Here is a 17,126-nt window from a genome sequence, read left to right on the forward strand (position 1 = left end):
GCCGCGAATCACGTGGCAGTGGTTGTCGATCAGGCCGGGCAGCGCGCTGCGGCCGCCGAGATCGACGATCTTCGTCGCGCTGCCCGCGAGCGGCATCACGTCCGCGTCGCTGCCGACCGCGACGAAGCGGCCGTCCTTGATCGCGACGGAGGTCGCGACGGGGTTCGCGCGATCGAGGGTCGTGAATCGTCCGTTGTGGAGGATCAGATCCGGTTGAGTCCCGGTTGCGGTCATATGCATCACCTCGCTTCGATCAGAAGCCAAAGAGCTGTTTGAGGGTGGGGATGGCCTGCACGCCGATCACCATGCCGAGCAACCCGACAAGGGCAATCAGTGGCGGTGCCGGGGAGCGCACCTTGATGGCGCTGTAAATGACACCGATCAGCAAGCCCGCACCAAGGGAAACCAGATAGGGTTCCATACGATCAATTTCTCGGACTGGTTGGAGAGCAGGTCCTGACGTCCCGGCCAACACGCCGCGGACGGCATCCGTGATTCGTTCACGGTCCGCCGTCCGCGGCAACGGAGCCGGCGCGGCGCGTTCGCATCGAACCCGCCGCACCGGCATCGACGGTCGCAGACCGTCCGCGCTTACTTCGCCGGAACGGCCGGGATCGACTCGTGCGGCGTCGCGGTGCGCTGCGGTGCCTTGTGGACCATCGTGTACGCGTAGTCGACGCCCATGCCGTACGCGCCCGAATGCTCCTTCGCGATCGCCATCACGGCGTCGTACGTCTCGCGGTGCGCCCAGTCGCGCTGCCATTCGAGCAGGACCTGCTGCCACGTGACGGGCACCACGCCGGCCTGCACCATGCGCTGCATCGCGAAATCATGCGCGGCCTGCGTCGTGCCGCCCGATGCGTCGGCGACCATGTAGATCTCGTAGTCGCCCTCGAGCATCGCGCACAGCGCGAACGTCGTGTTGCAGACTTCGGTCCACAGGCCGGAGACGACTACCTTCTTGCGGCCGTTCGCGGCAAGCGCGTCGCGCACCTTCTGGTCGTCCCACGAGTTCATCGACGTGCGCTCGAGCGTCTTCTGGTTCGGGAACACGTCGAGCAGCTCGGGATACGTGTGGCCCGAGAAGCTGTCGCTTTCGACGGTCGTGATCGTGGTCGGGATGTTGAATACCTTCGCGGCCTTCGCGAGGCCGACGACGTTGTTCTTCAGCGTCTGGCGATCGATCGACTGCACGCCGAACGCCATCTGCGGCTGCTGGTCGATGAAGATCAGCTGGCTGTTGTGCGGAGTGAGTACTTCAAGCTTCGGGTTGCTCATGGCGGTGATGTCCTTTGACGCGGAGAAAAATGCGGCCTGCCTCGCCGACCCATGCGGGAGGCAGCCAATACGCTGTGCCGGGAGATTCGACAGCCAGCCGGCATCATTCAATACGCAAATTCCCGATCACGCCAATTAATCATTCTGATTCGCGCGGGCCGCGACGCTCAGGCTTAAAAGATCTGAATTTCGTTGAACCGAACCATGGTGAACACGAAGACCTGATAGGCTGGTCGCGGACTGCCGAAGCGACGCCGGATCGGTAGTTATCCGTATTTTTTACACGGCCGCCATTTCACCCGGATCCCATGAAACCGTACACCGCCTCGCTGTTCGCCGGCCTCCTCGCCGGTATCGTCTATGCGCTGATCGGCGTGCCGTCGCCGGCGCCGCCGATCGTCGCGCTCGTCGGCCTGCTGGGCATCCTGGCCGGCGAACAGATCCTGCCGGTCGCGCGGCGGATGTTCAGCGGTATCCGGCTCGGCACCGCGTGGCGCGATGCGAAGTGCAGCCAGCACATGTTCGGTGCGCTGCCCGGTGCCCACGCACCCGACACCGCCGCGACGCGCCGCGATTCGACGCCGACGTGACGCACGCCCGTTGACCGGATGCAGCCATGCCCGTCCGCGGGCATCGCCACGCCGTCGTGTTCCTTCGATCACGGTGGTGCCACGCGGCCTGGCCCGCGCCATGCCGTTGCGTCCCGCCGCCCGGCCGCGCGATGGATCGTCCTGAACGGTATTGGATCGAGCGGCGCTTGACGCTAACATGGCAGCCCGACGTCCCTCCGTGGAATTCGCCATGAAGCTGTCATTCGAAGCGCTCGAAGCACTGGACGCGATCGACCGCACCGGCACGTTCGCCGAAGCCGCCGAACTGCTGCACCGCGTGCCGTCCGCGCTGACTTACCTCGTACAAAAGCTCGAAAGCGACCTCGACGTCGCGCTGTTCGACCGCAGCGGACGCCGCGCAAAACTCACGCACGCGGGGCGCGTGGTCGTCGAAGAGGGCCGCCGGCTGCTGCATGCCGCCGAACAGCTCGAACGCAAGGCGCAGCGTGCGCAGCAGGGCTGGGAAACCGAGGTCCGGATCTGTGTCGACGAGATCCTGCCGTTCGAGGCGATGTGGCCGTACGTGCACACGTTCTACGGTCTCGAGATGGACACGCGGCTACGACTGTCCACCGAAGTGCTCGGCGGCACCTGGGATGCGCTGATTTCGCGCCGCGCGGATCTCGTCGTCGGCGCCACGGGCGAGCCGCCCGAGCTGCCGGACATCGTGGCACGGCCGATCGGCACGCTCAGGCACGTGTTCGCCGTCGCCCCCACCCACCCGCTCGCGGCGCTGCCGGAACCGCTGTCGCTGGCATCGGTCGTCGCCCATCGCGGCGCGGCGATCTCCGATACGTCCCGCGAGCTGCCGCCGCGTTCGATCGCCGTCGACGCGGGGCAGCCGTATCTCGCCGTCCCTACCCTCGCCGCCAAACTGGCCGCGCAGTGCGAAGGACTCGCGGTGGGCACGCTCCCCGAGTGCATCGCGGCACGCGCGATCGCGCAAGGCAAGCTGGTCGCACGCCAGGTGACCGGCATGCGCGACACGACCCAGTGCTACCTCGCGTGGCGCGGCGACGAGGCCGGACGCGCGCTGCACTGGTGGGTCGAACAACTCGACCGCCCGGATCTCGTCGACCGGTTCACCGCGCTCGCCTGACCGCGCTCTCTTCGCGGCCGCGACCGCCGTCGCCCGCCGCGTCAGCCGAACGAATCGTGCAGGCGCTTCATCTCCTTCTCGAGCCACTCGATCAGGCTGAACGACGCATGCGCGCTCGCGGCCGGCGGCATCCTCATCTTCTCCTCGGTCGCGATGTGCTCGGTGAGCGATTCGCACATCAGCCGCCCCAGTTCGGGCTTCCTCGCGATCAGCGGCGACAGGTCGCGACTGCTCAGCTGATAGGCCGTCACGGCCGTCACCGCGTAGACGCTCGCATGCAGCTGCGTGCCGGCGAGCACGACGGACTGGCCGATCGCGTCGCCGGGCGCCATCCGCCTGACTTCCGTATCGCCCGTCGCGCCGGGCACGAACACCGCCGCGACGCCGGCCGCGACGATCGTCAGTAGGCGCGCGTCGGAATTCGACGCGTAGATCACCTCGCCCTTGTTGAACACGCGTGACGCGAGCGCATCGGCCAGCACCGCCAGGTCCGCGTCGTCGAGCTGCCTGAACAGCTCGACCGCGCGCAGCAGGCGTTGCCCGCGCGACGCCGGACCGGGTGCCGCCGGCGCGCCCGTCAGCGGGCGCAGCGCGACGTCCGCGGCAGCCAGATGCCGGTGGGCCAGATCGTAGAGCCGGTTGCGGACGTCGATCTTTTTCTGCAGCGAGTCGACGTAACAGACGAGTTCGTATTCGATCGAGTTGGTCCTGAACGCCTTGACGACCGGGATCGGCGCCGGGCTGGCGAGCACGTCCAGCGAACTGGCCGCGGCATGCGCGAGCGCATCGACGACGACGGCGGGCCGCGCTTGCGGGTCGAGCTCGATCGTCAGCGTCACGCCGTACACGTTCGCCGGTTCGCTCAGGTTGACGATTGCCGCCTTGGCCGCGACGCTGTTCGGCACGACGACCAGGTTGCCGAGGCTGTCGATCAGCTTGGTCGCGCGCCAGTTGCTTTCGACGACGCGCCCTTCCAGCGCGCCGATCGCCACCGTGTCGCCGAGACGAAACGGCTGCGTGGTATTCAGCACCAGGCCCGAGAACACGTCGTTCAGCGTGTTCTGGACCGCGAGCCCGAGGATGACGGCGACCGCCCCCGACGTCGCGACCACGCCGCTGAGCGGCAGCCCGAGCACGTAGCCCAGCGCGGCGACGGCGGCGGCACCGAACACGGCGCCCGCGGCGATGTCGTGGAACAGCCGCTGGTTGCGCCATGCGCGCGGCAGCAGCAGATGATCGAGCATCAGGCTGAACACCAGCGCGCACTGCAGCCACCATGCGACGCCGATCACCTGGATCGCGAGCCGGTCGAACCGGTCGGGCGACGCCGGCACCGCGAGCGGGCTCACGCCGGTCGAGAACAGCACGTAGGTCAACGCTGCGAACGATGCGCAGCGCCACACGGCTTTCGTCGTCGAACGGCCGCGCCCGAGCAGCCGCCAGGCGATCAGGTCGGCAAGAACGATCGGCGCGCCGTAAGCGACCGTGACGGACAGGTTCGGCATGCTGGAATGGGCTGAGAGCGTGCTTCGCGACGGGGGGGGGACCCTGCGCCGGCAGTCGATGGCGTCGCGACAGCGATGAGCGGACAGTCCCCGCGCATGCAATGTAGACGCGCCGGCCAACCGGGTCCTGTGTTCGGCCTGAAACGTTCTGAATGCGCGGTCGGCGCGCCGCGCTACGCGTCGCGCGGCGGCAGTTCGGCCTCGCCCGCCTCGAACCCGAGCGCATGCACTTCCGACCACGCGTCGTGCGCGATCTGCGTCGGCCCCGACGTATGCGCGAGCGCGGCCGCATACGTGGCCAGCAGCCGCACGCGCGCGTCGGCGCACGCGGGCGTCTCGTCGAGATCGCGCATCGCGTCGAGCGCCGCGCGCGCCCGTTCGCGACACTCGTCCACGAGCGACAGGTCGAACAGGCACGGCACCGCGACCGCCGCCAGCGCGATGCCGACCCGCGCGTCGCCGTTCGGCGAAAACGCCCAGTCGAGCGCCGCGCGCAGATTGCCGAGTTCGCGCCGGATCACGTCGAGCCGCGATTCGGCGAGCCGCCCGTCGTCGCTGCCGGGCGCACGCCGGAACAGCGCCAGGAAGTAGCGCGCGTGCGCGAGCGCCGCGGCCGTGCATTCGCCGTTGTTCTCGAGCTGCTGCAGCGCGTACGCGCGCGTCGTCGTCAACAGCCGGTAGCGCGGCGCGCCATGCGCGCTCTCGAGGCTCAGCAGCGATTTCGACACGAGGCCCGCGATCGCGTCGAGCAGCGCCGCGTCGACGAGCCCCTTCGTTCCGACGATGTCGCGCACCGCGTCGATCGAGAAGCTGTCGCGGAACACCCCGAGCCAGCGCAGCAGCAAGCGCTCCGCGTCGTCGAGCAGGCGATAGCTCCAGTCGTACATCGCCTGCAGCGTCTGATGACGCGGCAACGCCGTGCGAAAACCACCGGTCAGCAGCCGGAAATGGTCGTCGAGATGCGTGGCGAGCACGTCGATGCCGAGCACGGCCGCGCGGGCCGCGGCCAGTTCGATCGCGAGCGGCAGCCCGTCGAGACGCCGGCATACCGATGCCATCAGCGCCAGGCAGCGTTCGTCGAGCGGAAAGCGCGGGTCGGCGGCGCGGGCGCGCGCCGAGAACAGCTGCACCGCGCTCGCGCCCGCGGTCTCGCGTTCGTCGGCGCCCTCGGCGGGTACCTCGAGCGGCGGAACCGGACACAGCCGCTCGCCCTGGATCCGCAGCGCCTCGCGGCTGGTCGCCAGGACGCACAAACCGGTATCCGACTCGGTCAGCGCGGTCGCGATCCGCGCGGCGGCATCGAGCAGGTGTTCGCAATTGTCGAGCACGAGCAGCATCCGCCGATGCGCGACACTGGCGAGCACGGCTTCGAGCGTCAGCGACCCGGCCGGGTGCACGAGGCCGAACGCGCCGGCCAGCGCGTCGGGCACGAAGTGCGGGCACGCCACCGTGGCCAGCGATACGAACGCGGCGCCATCCGGAAAGCGCGCTTCGGCCCGCATGGCCGCTTCGAGCGCCACCCGCGTCTTGCCGATGCCGCCCGCACCGACCAGCGTCACGACGCGCGCGGTGTCGAGCGCCGCGAGGACGTCCGCGACCGTCTGCTCGCGGCCGATGAGTGCGGTCGGCGCGGGCGCCAGCCGCGATGTCGCGGGACGCACGGGCGCCGCGGCCGGCGCTTGCGCTTGCCCGGCGACCAGCCGGTAGCCGCGCCCCGGCACCGTGATGATCAGGTTCCGGTTGTCGGCGAGCGCCTTGCGCAACGCGGCGACATGCACCTGCAGGTTGTTTTCCTCCACGACCGTGTGCGGCCACACGCGCTGCATGATCTCGTCTTTCGATACCAACGCGCCGTTCGCCCGAATCAGGAGTTCGAGAATTTCGAATGCGCGACTGCCGATTCGCAGCAGTTTGCCGTTCGAGCGAATTTCACGCCTGTCGAGGAAAACGTGAAGGGTTCCAATCCGGATCATTTGAATTCTTAATCGCCTTCCATTCATCGATGCCCTGTCGGAAATGACACCGGCGATGCAGATGCTACGGCATTTTAAGCATCCATTGATTCAAATTATTAGAAGCCAAAGAGCAAATTTTTTGAATCGACGACAACCGTGAATGTCCGCCGCAGGCCGGTATTCGCGCTGCACCTCGTCCGGCGCCGCGCATCACGGCTTCCGGCGTCGGCAACAGGCGAAACAGCGATTCACCAATGAACCTGTTTGGTGTGATAAAAGCGCCGCCATTCCTGATTTGCTTTTGCGCGAATCACTTGCCGTGGCGATTTGAATGAATTGCGCCGATGTTGCGGGAAAAAAACTTTTGTTCCTGCATGCGATGCGCGTGTTCGCGTTTGCATCTATCATCGGTATGCGCCGCGGCATCGCATTCGATGCCGAATTGCCGTACGCCGCCGCGTTGCATGCAGCCGTTGGCATTCATCCATACATGAGACCGCTGACGGCATTGCGTGGCGCGGGTGTCGAAACGGATCTCTTTGCGCTGCCGAGGTGCCCGAGCATTGCACCCCGGACTATCGTCGGACGAATTTCTGCGGCCTGGTGCTCGGGTCGAAATGGGCGGAGTGAGCGCGAGCAGCCGGCAGTGTCCGCCGCGCCGCGTCGCTCCGCCGCCGCATCACGCGCGGACGAACGCCAGCAGTTCGTCGTTCAGGCGTTGCGCGTGCGTCAGATACAGCGCGTGCGGCCCGCCCTCGTAGACGCTCAGCGTCGCTCGCGGCACGCGCTTCGCGGTCGCGGCGCCCGTCAGCGCGAGCGGCACCGTCTGGTCGTCGTCGCCGTGAATCACGAGCGTCGGCACGTCGAACCGGTCGAGATCCGCCCTGAAATCGGTTTCGGAAAACGCCCCGACGCAATCGAGCGTGCCCTTCAAGCCGGCCTGCAACGCCATGAACGTCGTCCAGTCGAGCGCCGCGCGCGAGATCGTCGACGCGGGCCGGTTCGAACCGGTGAACAGCGGCCAGAAGTTTTCGAAGAACGCCGCGCGATCCGCGACGATGCCCGAGCGAATGCCGTCGAACACGGCAACGTCGACCCCGTCGGGATGATCGTCGCGGCGCGCGACCAGCGGCGTCACCGCGCCGATCAGCACGGCTTTCGCGATGTGCCGCGTACCGTGCCGGCCGATGTAGCGCGCCACCTCGCCGCCGCCCATCGAAAAGCCGACGAGCGTCACGTCGCGCAGCCCGAGCGTCTCGATCAGCGTCGCGAGATCGTCGGCCAGCGTGTCGTAGTCATAACCCGTCCACGGCTGGCCGGAGCGGCCGAAGCCGCGCCGGTCGTAGGCGATGCAGCGCATGCCATGCGACGCGAGATGATGCATCTGGACGTCCCACATGTCCGCATTCAGCGGCCAGCCGTGAATGAACACGACCGGGCGGCCGGCGCCCCAGTCCTTGTAGTGAATCGAAACGCCGTCGCGTGTCGTGAACGTGCTCATGCGGATCCCTCGGTGGTGAAAAGGCGGCCGCCGGCCGGTGCCGACGGACGGCGCGCCGGGTGCCGCGTCATGACCGCGGCAGCCTGGCGATGAAGCGGTTCAGCTCGGCCGTGAGGATCACGTCCCGATAGTTCGCCGGGCGCTTCGCGCCGCGCCATTGCGGCTTGTAGATCGCATCGCCGGCACGGATCGTGATGCCGGTCAGCGCGCAGCGTCCGAGGCCGCGCGACTTGGCGCTGATCCAGCGCTGCTCGTCGTAGCGAAAGCGCGTGGGATCGCTCCACGATATCAGGACCGACGAATCGGTCTGCCGCTCGGCCGCGACGATCGCGCACCGGCGGCGCATGCCGTCGCTCGACGCGGCCGGCACTTCGTCGCGATGGCGACGGCACGCGGCGTCCGGGTCGCGAAGTGGCGGCGGCGCGTGGCGGCGCGCGGCGGCCGACGGGTCGAGCAGCGTCATCACGTGTTCCCAGCGATTGAAGGCGTCCATGGCGGCGTATCCGGGCAAGTGGCGACGGGCCGGATGTCTCGCACCCGCACGCATCGCGATGCGTCATCCGCCGCCGCGAACCGGCAAGACCCGCGACGGGATGACCTGATGCCGACGATAACGGGCCGCCGCTGAAGAGTCTTTACGCCGGGCTTAATTTTTCTGGCGGGCGCGCTCGCGCGGCGCGCGGCGGCCGCGTTCACGACAATTCAGCACGATTTCAGTACGCGCCGCGCGGTCGCGGGATAGCCTCCTGTCGGCGTTCGTTCGTGCCCTTGCGTGCCTGCCGGCGCGCGAACGCGAACGCGCCGGCCGCCCGCGCGAGCGCCGCTCGCGGGCAGATCCGAAACCCTTCAAATCCAACGCGGCACCATTGCACCGCACGTTCAAGGAGTCCTCATGCGTCCCGCAGATCACGACGCCATTCCCTCGGCGCGCCGCCGAGACATGCTGCTGGCCGGCGCGACCGCCGTTGCCGCCGCCGCGCTGCCGGCCGCTGCCGCCGCCGCCCCCAAACACGCCGCTTCCGCCCATCAAGGAGCCCATGCGATGAACACGATCACCACCAAAGACGGTACGCAGATTTACTTCAAGGACTGGGGCAGCGGCCGTCCGGTCGTGTTCTCGCACGGCTGGCCGCTGTGCGCCGATGCGTGGGACGCGCAGATGCTGTTCCTCGTGCAGCACGGCTACCGCGTGATCGCGCACGACCGGCGCGGTCACGGCCGCTCGAGCCAGCCGTCGCAAGGCAACGACATGGACACGTATGCCGACGACCTGGCGGCGCTGATGAATGCGCTCGACCTGCGCGAGGCTACGCTCATCGGCCATTCCACCGGCGGCGGCGAAGTCGCGCACTACATCGGCCGGCACGGCACGAAGCGCGTGGCGAAGGCCGTGCTGATCGGCGCGGTGCCGCCGCAGATGGTGAAATCGGCGTCGAATCCGGGCGGCCTGCCGATGGACGTGTTCGACGGCATCCGCAAGAACGTCGCCGAGAACCGTTCGCAGTTCTACAAGGATCTCGCGGTGCCGTTCTTCGGCTTCAACCGGCCGAACGTCAAGGTGTCGCAAGGCACGATCGACGCGTTCTGGGCGCAAGGCATGATGGGCGGCGTGTACGGCCAGTACCAGTGCGTCAGGGAATTCTCCGAGGTCGACTACACCGAGGACCTGAAGAAGATCGACGTGCCGACGCTGATCCTGCACGGCGACGACGACCAGATCGTGCCGATCGACGATTCGGCGCGCCTGTCCGCGAAGATCGTGAAGCACGCGCAGCTGAAGGTGATCCCCGGCGGCGCGCACGGGATGTGCGTCGTCAACGCCGACCTGATCAATGCCGAACTGCTCGCGTTCCTGAAGGCGTAAGCGCTGCGGCACGGCGCGCGCGGCCCTGGCGCCGGCGCGCCGTTCAGGAAGATTCAGGAATTTTCAGCCCGGCGCCATTCCGTCGCGGCGAGCGCGATCGCTAAGATCGTCGCTGCGCGATGGCGGGGGCTCATGGCGATGGCGCGCGCGCCGGCCGGAGCAGGATGCCGATCAACACCCCCGCGACGGCGAACGCCATCGCGACCCGGAAATTGTCCGCGAGCGCGAGCGTGGTCGCCTGGACCCGGACCGCCCGGTCGAGCAGCGCGTAGGTCGCCTGGTCGCCCGTGGCGAAGGTGGCGCCGTGCGACACGAGCGACGCCGCGCCAGCCCGCAGCCGCGCGAGCGTTTGCGGATCAGACAGCGTGACATGCAGACCGACGAGATTCGAATGGGTAGCCTCCATGATGCGCTGGATCACCGCGATCGACGTCGTGCCGAGCTGCCCGCTCAGCAGGCGCGTCGTCTGCACGACGGCGCCGAACGTCAGCGCGTGCTCGGCCGTCACATGCTTGCCGAAGAAGAAGATGACCGACGTGAGCGCCATCGTCTGGCCCAGCGCCTGGAGCAGTTGCGACGGGATGAAGTCGGGCTCGGCCCACGCGGGCGTGAGCCGCGCGCCGAGCGCGAACGCGACCGCCACCATCAGGAAACCGGCCACGATCAGCCGGCGCGGATCGACGCGCTGCAGCAGCCACGCCACGCACGGCGCGAACAGCAGTTGCGGAATCGCGATCCAGCGCAGCGTATCGCCGATCTGCAGCGGGCGAAGCCCGTAGGTGCTCGCGAGAAACACCGACGGAATGAAGCTCGTGTTGAGCACGGTGAAGCGCACGAGACCGACGAGCAGGATCAGCAGCGCGACGTTGGGCAGCGCGAGGTAGCCGAGATCGAGCCCGGCCTGCCGGGACGTGAGTTCGTGGATCAGGAACGCGGCAATCATCAGGATGCCGATGCACAGCAGCGCGACGATCAGCGGCGACTGGAACCAGAACAGCCGTTCGCCCTGGTCGAGCGCGATGCACAGGCACGCGAACCCGCCGGCGCCGAGCAGCATGCCGCGCGTGTCGATGCCGGACACGAAACGCTTGACCGGCTCGTTCGACAGCGACAGCAGCAGGCAGACGATGAACGGCACCGTCAGCAGCGCGTTCTGCCAGAACAGCCAGCGCCAGCTCAGGTGTTCGCTGTACCAGCCTTCGAGCGTCGCGGACAGGTTCAGCGACATCTCGAGGTTCATCGCATACGCGGCGATGCCGAACGGGATCAGCCGCGGCGGCAGCGTGCGAACGACGAACCCGACGGTCAGCGGCACGAACACGCCGGACGCGAAGCCGGCGAGGCTCTGGAACGCGATGAAGGTGCCGAAGTTCGTGCACAGCGGCAGCACGGTTTCGACGACGAGAAACACCGAGGCGCCCGCCAGCAGCACGCGGCGCGTGCCGAACACGAAGGCCGCCGCGATCGCGAGCGGGCCGACGAACATCTGCGACGCGGTGAACGCCGTGTTGATCCACGCGCCTTCGTCGAACCCGACGCCGAGCGCGCCGCGCACGTCGGCGAGCCCGAGCGACGTGATGCGCGACGTCAGCGTCGCGATGATCGCGCCGAGCAGCACGGACGCGATCGCGGCGATCGAGCGAAACGTCGGTATGTCGGCGGCCGGCGCGGCGGCCGGCGCGGCGGCCGGCCCCGGTGTCGCGCCACCGGGGGCGAACGTGGTGTTCATCGTCGAGCGGCTCCCGCATATGAGGCTCGCGCAAGCATAGCGCGATACGAAGAAAGTCGTCCGTACGATGGAGTATCCCGACCATGACCCCGAACCCGCCGGACTCGCCGTCCGTTCCCGCCGCGCGTTCGCGCAAGTGGCCGGTCGTGCTGATCGCCGCCGGCGCGCTGCTGCTCGTCGCGCTGCTGGTCTACGAATACGATGCGCACGAACGCGGCACCGACGACGCGTACGTGACCGGCCATCTGCACGTGATCTCGCCGCGCGTGGCCGGCACGGTCGAGCGCGTGCTGGTGGACGACAACCGGTTCGTGCATGCGGGCGAGCCGCTCGTGCGGCTCGACCCGCGCGATTTCGAAGTGCGCGTCGCGCTGCAGCGGGCGCGCGTCGCGCAGGCCCACGCCGATGCGAGCCGCGCGAAGGCGCTGGTCGAGCAGGCCGACGCGACGCGCGTGTCGGCGCATGCGGATGCCGAGAAGGCCGAGCTCGATTACGCGCGGGCCCGCGAGCTGACCCGCGAAACGCCGCGCGGGCTGTCGCAGCAGGAATTCGATGCGGCCAACGCGGCCCGCAAGTCCGCCCGCGCGCGCATCGACGCGGCCGACGCGCAATGGCGCAGCGCGCAGGCCGCGTGGCAGGCGGCGGCCGCCGTGTCGAACCAGAACGACGCCGAATTGCGCGATGCGGAACTCCAGTTGCAATACACGACCGTCGTCGCGCCGTCCGACGGTTATGTCGGCAAGAAGACCGTCGAGACCGGCGAGCACGTCGCGCCCGGCCAGGCGCTGCTCACGCTCGTCGAGCCGCACCCGTGGGTGGTCGCGAACTTCCGCGAAACGCAGCTGCGACACGTGCGCACCGGCGACGCCGTGCAATTGCGCTTCGACGCGCTGCCGGAGCGGACCTTCAGCGGCCACGTCGACAGCCTGTCGCCCGCGACCGGCGGGCAGTTTTCGCTGTTGCCGCCCGACAACGCGACCGGCAACTTCACGAAGGTCACGCAGCGGGTGCCCGTGAAGATCCTGCTCGACGGGCAAGCGGTGACCGAGCCGCGCATCCGGCCCGGCCTGTCGGTCGTCGTCACGCTGCAACCCGAGCGCGCGCAGCCATGATCCGCATCGCCGCCCCGTTCGCCGCCGTGTTCGCGGCCTGCCTGCTGAGCGCATGCACGATCGCGCCGCGGCCGCTTGCGCCCGTACCGGTCGGACCAGACCCGTTCCGCCATGCGGATGCGGCGAACCCACCCGCCGCGACGCTCGCCGAGTGGCCCGCATGGTTCGGCGCGCCGCCGCTCGTCACGCTCGTCGATGCCGCGCTCGCCGGCAATCCCGACCTTCGCGCCGCCGCGGCGCGCGTCGACCAGGCGCAGGCGCTGCTCGGCGTGCGCGAAGCCGCGCTGGCGCCCACCGTCGGCGTCGCGCCGTCGTTCAGCCGCTCGCGCGTGTCGGGCACGGTCGACAACGCATTGCCGAAACGCACGATGCACAACTGGTCGGTGCCGTTCACCGCGAGCTACGAAGTCGATCTGTGGGGCCGCCTGCGCGGCGACGCCGAGATCGGCCGGCAGAACGTGCTGCAGGCGGACGCGGATCGCGCGGCGGTGCGCCTGCGCGTGGCGACCGACGTCGCGGCCGACTACCTGACGCTCCATTTCGTCGAACAGGATCTCGCGACGCTCGCGCGCGCGATCGAGCTGCGCCGCACCGCGCTCGACGTGATCGCCGCGCGCGTGCGCGCCGGCGCGGCGAGCGATCTCGACGCGCTGCGCGCGTCGGCCGACCTCGATACGGCACGCGCCGATCTCGCGGACAGCCGCCGGCTGCGCGAGAACCTCGTCGACGCGCTCGCCGTGCTGACCGGCGTGTCGCCGACCGCATTCGCCGTCGCGCCCACCGCATCGCGCGTGCGCGTGCCGGACGTGCCGCCCGGCCTGCCGTCCGCGCTGCTCGCGCAACGGCCCGACGTCTACGCGGCCGCGCGCCGTGCCGACGCGGCGTCGCTCGAGATCGGCGTCGCCCGCACCGCGTGGCTGCCGACGTTGACGCTGACCGCGCAGGGCGGTTTCGCGAGCCGCGATCTCGGCACGTTTCTCGATCGCAACAGTTCGCTGTGGGGGCTCGGCGCGAGCGTCGCCGAGACGCTATTCGACGGCGGCAAGCGCGACGCCGCGGTGGCCGCCGCGACGGCCGGCGCGGACCTCGCCGACGCGAACTATCGCGCGACCGCGCTCGGCGCGCTGCGCGAGGTTCAGGACGCGCTCAACGACATCGCCGCGCAGAAGGAGCGGATCGCGCGCTACGACAGCGCGGCGCACGCGACCGAGGCGGCCGCGCGGTTGTCACTGAGCCGTTATGCGCACGGCTACGTCAGCTATCTCGAGGTGATCGACGCGGACCGCGATGCACTGAGCGCGCAACGCCAGCTGATTCACAGCCGCCAGTCGCTCGCCATCGCGACGATCGGCCTGGTGCGCGCGCTGGGCGGCGGATGGACGCCGCCGACATCGGTGTCCGCGCCGGCCGGCGACGCACGTCGCGCCGGACGCTTGTGACGCTGCACGAACGCGCGCCGCGCGTTCGCTGGAACGGCGTCAGACGCTTTCATGCCGCCCTTAAGCTTACCTAACGTTTTTGCGTTGTTGCACGGTCACCCGCTCAGTCACCCGCTCTGCCACCCGCCCCCGCCGGGCGCACGCCGAGCGCTTCGGCCTGGCGCACGAGATCCGGCAGCGTGCGGACCTGCATCTTCTTCATCACCTGCGCACGATGCACCTTCACCGTGATTTCCTGCAGCCCGAGATTCGCCGCGATCTGCTTGTTCATCAGGCCCGCGATCACCTGGCTCATCACTTCGCGTTCGCGCGGCGTCAACGACGCATAGGCCTGCCGCACCGCATCCAGCGCACGCTCGCGCGCGAGGCGTTCGCCGTCGCTGGCCAGCGCGCGGCCGACGGCATCGAGCATCGTGTCGTCGTCGAACGGCTTGGTCAGGAAATCGAGCGCGCCGCCCTTCATGGCCTTGACGGTGGTGGCCACGTCGCCGTAACCCGTCATGAACAGGATCGGCACGTTCATGCCCGCGCGCACCGCTTCCTCCTGGACGGCAAGTCCGCTCTCGTCGGCCAGGCGCACGTCGAGGATCAGGCAGCTCGGCACGTCGGGCCGCTCGAATGCGAGGAACGCGCGCGACGACGCGAACGTCTCGACGCGAAACCCGGCCGAACGCAACAGTGCGCTCAGCGCGCGCCGCAGCGTTTCGTCGTCGTCGACCACATAGACGATCGGCGCGGGATCGCCCGCGCCCTGGTGACGGTTCGAAGTCATATCCGGCGTGCTCGCCATCGCATTCCTCGTGTAGGCATCCGCTTCATTATCGAATGATAAACCGAGAAAAGTCCGGGCGGACACGCCGGCGCGCGCGGCATGACGGCGGACGCGCCGCTCACGCGGGCGGTGTGCCGGATGCGACCTGATCGATCAGGTCGAGCAGGTCGTCCGATGGAAACGGCTTGCGCAGGAACGCGACCGCGCCTTGCGCGAGCGCACGGCGGACCGACTCGTCGTCGCCGTGCGCCGACATCAGGATGACCGGCAGCGCCGCGTTGCGCAGCACCAGCAGGCGCTGGACGTCGAGACCGCCCATCCCTTTCATCTTCAGGTCGAGCAGCACGCACGCCGCGTCGTCCAGCGGGCCGGTCGCGAGAAATTCCTCGCCCGACGCGAACGGCAATGCGGTATGGCCCGCCGATTTCAGCAGGCTGGCAAGACTCTTTCGGACCGACGCATCGTCATCGATGATGCAAACAAGGGCCATGAAATAAAAACCTAAATGGTGTCAATCGAGGTGAGCGCCGTGCGGTTCATGCCGCATCGACAGGCGCCGCCGCTGCGCGCCAGGTCCGCGCAGCCCGGCTGTCACGCCCACGATCCGGCGACCGGCACGGCCGGCGCCGGCTGCAGCGCGTCCGCGTGCGGGTCGGCCGCAAACGACGCGCGGCGCGCGTGGAGACGCCCGGCTTCGCCCGATTCCGCCAGTTTCTCGAGCGCATACGCGCGCACGACCTCGAGCAGCGAGTAGCGCTTCGACAGTCCGACCGAATGAACGACCAGCAGCGATTTCGACGCCAGGCTGACGAGACAGTCCAGCACCTCGTCCGCACCCAGTTCGTTGCAGGCGGCCAGCGCGCAGGCCGCGTCGAGCCGGAACGCATCCGGAAACACCGCGAGACGGCACAGCACGATGCGCTCCATGTCGTCGAGCAGCCGATAGCTCCACTCGATGGTGGCCCTGAGTGTCTGCTGGCGCGGGTGCGCCGTGCGCAGGCCGCCGGACAGCGACAGCACCGACTTGTCGAGATCCGCCGCCAGCCCCTGGATGCCGAGCGACGCGACACGGGCCGCGCCGAGCTCGAGCGCGAGCGGCAGGCCGCTCAGGCGGCGGCAGAGGGTTGCGATCGCGTCGAGCGTCTTCGCGTCCGCCGGAAGATCCGTACCCATCGCGCGCGCGCGCGCCAGGAACATCCGGACCGCGCCGCTCGCGACGATGTCGTCGGCGTTCGCGCCGGCCGGCGGCAACGACAGCGGCCCGACGCGATAAACCCGCTCGCCCGCCACCCGCAACGGCTCCCGGCTCGTCACGACGAGTATCGCGCCCGGGTTCGCGTCCGCGATCGCTTCGCTCAGGTCGGCCAGTTCGTCGACGTACTGCTCGGCGTTGTCGAACACGAGCACGACGCGCTGCTCGCCGATCGCCCGGACGACGTCGGCGGGACCCGCGCCCGGGCCGCCCGGCAGGTCGAACGCGTCCAGCACCGCGCACGCCAGTGTCGCGTCGGCCCGCAGGCCGGCCAGGTCGACCCGGACCATCTCGATCCCGTGCGCCGCCGACCAGGCCGTCGCGACCTCCAGCGCCAGATGCGTCTTGCCGACGCCGCCGGGGCCGACCAGCGTGACGAGCGCCTCGCGATCGAGCAGCCCGTGCAGTTCGGCCGCTTCCTGCTCCCGGCCAATCATCGGACATTTGCGCGGCGTAGCACTCGCGCGGACATTGCCTGCCGAGTCGAACGCGAGCGGCGGGCGATCGCCGATCGCATGGTCGGCCGGCGGCGCGAGCCGGTAGCCGCGGCCCGATTCGGTCCGGATCCACCCGTGCTTGCCGCCGAACAGCTTGCGCAGCGTCGAGACGTGGACCTGGATGTTGTTCTCGACCACGATCGTGTTCGGCCACACGGCCTGCATGATCTCGTCCTTCGACACGAGCCGGCCGGCCGCCTTCACCAGCAGTTCGAGGATCTCGAACGCCCGGGCGCCGATATACCGGGGCTGCCCGTCGACACAGACTTCGCGGCATTCAAGGGAAACCGTCACCCGTCCGAACGTGTACATGATCCGCACTCGCTTATGCTGCCTGCCACCTCGCGCCGCCTCGCGAGGCGACGCGCTCCTGGGTTGCCCGTCCGGCCATGCCGATGCATGCCGGAAGGCGTGACCGTATCGTAGGTCGCAACCGGCGCCGCGAATATTATCCATAGGTTTAAGTCCGGCCCCGGCCGGCCGCCGGGGCTCAAGGGCGCGGCGGGTACTGC

General features: G+C 69.0%; 16 protein-coding genes and 1 pseudogene. 5 read left to right on the forward strand and 12 right to left on the reverse strand.

Features of this window, described 5'->3' with window-relative positions:
• The 3 genes and pseudogenes from U5A56_RS29995 to U5A56_RS30005 form a co-directional block, all read right to left on the reverse strand.
• A pseudogene (locus U5A56_RS29995) lies at positions 1–234 on the reverse strand (amidohydrolase); the annotation flags it as partial.
• A gap of 19 nt (positions 235–253) precedes the next feature.
• The gene (locus U5A56_RS30000; protein ID WP_044847131.1) at positions 254–421 is read right to left on the reverse strand and encodes a DUF1427 family protein; all 168 of its coding nucleotides are present in this window, start codon (positions 419–421) and stop codon (positions 254–256) included.
• Between the two features lie 170 nt (positions 422–591).
• Positions 592–1,278 (reverse strand): hydrolase, encoded by a 687-nt coding sequence (locus U5A56_RS30005; protein WP_044847130.1) that lies wholly within the window; start codon positions 1,276–1,278, stop codon positions 592–594.
• Positions 1,279–1,586: 308 nt separating this feature from the next.
• Here U5A56_RS30005 and U5A56_RS30010 point away from each other — a divergent pair, with 308 nt between their 5' ends.
• Both U5A56_RS30010 and U5A56_RS30015 read left to right on the forward strand, forming a co-directional pair.
• A complete protein-coding gene (locus U5A56_RS30010; RefSeq protein WP_044847129.1) occupies positions 1,587–1,868 on the forward strand; it encodes a XapX domain-containing protein in 282 nt (93 codons plus the stop codon).
• Positions 1,869–2,079: 211 nt separating this feature from the next.
• Positions 2,080–2,988 carry a LysR family transcriptional regulator gene (locus tag U5A56_RS30015; RefSeq protein WP_044847128.1) on the forward strand — a complete coding sequence of 303 codons (909 nt, stop codon included), beginning with the start codon at positions 2,080–2,082 and terminating at the stop codon, positions 2,986–2,988.
• Between the two features lie 41 nt (positions 2,989–3,029).
• On the opposite strand, the gene U5A56_RS30020 is transcribed toward U5A56_RS30015, so the two are convergent.
• The 5 genes from U5A56_RS30020 to U5A56_RS30040 all read right to left on the reverse strand — a co-directional run bounded on the left by U5A56_RS30020 (position 3,030) and on the right by U5A56_RS30040 (position 8,442).
• Complete coding sequence (locus U5A56_RS30020) at positions 3,030–4,493, reverse strand: mechanosensitive ion channel family protein (RefSeq protein ID WP_321926059.1); 1,464 nt, start codon at positions 4,491–4,493, stop codon at positions 3,030–3,032.
• A 173-nt stretch (positions 4,494–4,666) separates the two neighbouring features.
• Entirely contained in the window at positions 4,667–6,466 is a 1,800-nt protein-coding gene (locus U5A56_RS30025; protein ID WP_321926196.1) for a winged helix-turn-helix domain-containing protein, read from the reverse strand.
• A 292-nt stretch (positions 6,467–6,758) separates the two neighbouring features.
• Complete coding sequence (locus U5A56_RS30030; RefSeq protein ID WP_321926061.1) at positions 6,759–6,932, reverse strand: hypothetical protein; 174 nt, start codon at positions 6,930–6,932, stop codon at positions 6,759–6,761.
• Between the two features lie 195 nt (positions 6,933–7,127).
• Positions 7,128–7,949: an alpha/beta hydrolase gene (locus U5A56_RS30035; protein WP_321926063.1), complete on the reverse strand. Its 822-nt coding sequence runs from the start codon at positions 7,947–7,949 to the stop codon at positions 7,128–7,130.
• Between the two features lie 67 nt (positions 7,950–8,016).
• Positions 8,017–8,442: a DUF3331 domain-containing protein gene (locus tag U5A56_RS30040; protein ID WP_321926065.1), complete on the reverse strand. Its 426-nt coding sequence runs from the start codon at positions 8,440–8,442 to the stop codon at positions 8,017–8,019.
• 549 nt (positions 8,443–8,991) lie between these two features.
• Between U5A56_RS30040 and U5A56_RS30045 the strand changes: the two genes are divergently transcribed.
• Positions 8,992–9,813, forward strand: coding sequence for an alpha/beta fold hydrolase (locus U5A56_RS30045; protein WP_193759869.1), 822 nt, complete (start codon positions 8,992–8,994; stop codon positions 9,811–9,813).
• A gap of 130 nt (positions 9,814–9,943) precedes the next feature.
• On the opposite strand, the gene U5A56_RS30050 is transcribed toward U5A56_RS30045, so the two are convergent.
• A complete protein-coding gene (locus tag U5A56_RS30050; protein ID WP_321926067.1) occupies positions 9,944–11,542 on the reverse strand; it encodes an MFS transporter in 1,599 nt (532 codons plus the stop codon).
• 83 nt (positions 11,543–11,625) lie between these two features.
• Here U5A56_RS30050 and U5A56_RS30055 point away from each other — a divergent pair, with 83 nt between their 5' ends.
• A complete protein-coding gene (locus U5A56_RS30055) occupies positions 11,626–12,654 on the forward strand; it encodes an HlyD family secretion protein (protein WP_321926069.1) in 1,029 nt (342 codons plus the stop codon).
• Complete coding sequence (locus U5A56_RS30060) at positions 12,651–14,093, forward strand: efflux transporter outer membrane subunit (protein ID WP_321926071.1); 1,443 nt, start codon at positions 12,651–12,653, stop codon at positions 14,091–14,093. Before U5A56_RS30055 ends, U5A56_RS30060 begins: the two co-directional genes overlap by 4 nt.
• A 103-nt stretch (positions 14,094–14,196) precedes the next feature.
• On the opposite strand, the gene U5A56_RS30065 is transcribed toward U5A56_RS30060, so the two are convergent.
• From U5A56_RS30065 to U5A56_RS30075, 3 genes are all read right to left on the reverse strand, one after another.
• Complete coding sequence (locus U5A56_RS30065) at positions 14,197–14,865, reverse strand: response regulator transcription factor (RefSeq protein WP_260428093.1); 669 nt, start codon at positions 14,863–14,865, stop codon at positions 14,197–14,199.
• 118 nt (positions 14,866–14,983) lie between these two features.
• Entirely contained in the window at positions 14,984–15,355 is a 372-nt protein-coding gene (locus U5A56_RS30070; protein ID WP_321926073.1) for a response regulator transcription factor, read from the reverse strand.
• A gap of 101 nt (positions 15,356–15,456) precedes the next feature.
• Positions 15,457–16,926 carry an ATP-binding protein gene (locus tag U5A56_RS30075; RefSeq protein WP_321926075.1) on the reverse strand — a complete coding sequence of 490 codons (1,470 nt, stop codon included), beginning with the start codon at positions 16,924–16,926 and terminating at the stop codon, positions 15,457–15,459.
• Between the last annotated feature and the right edge of the window lie 200 nt (positions 16,927–17,126).

This window comes from Burkholderia sp. BCC1998 (assembly GCF_905339875.1).
Taxonomy (GTDB): Bacteria; Pseudomonadota; Gammaproteobacteria; order Burkholderiales; family Burkholderiaceae; genus Burkholderia.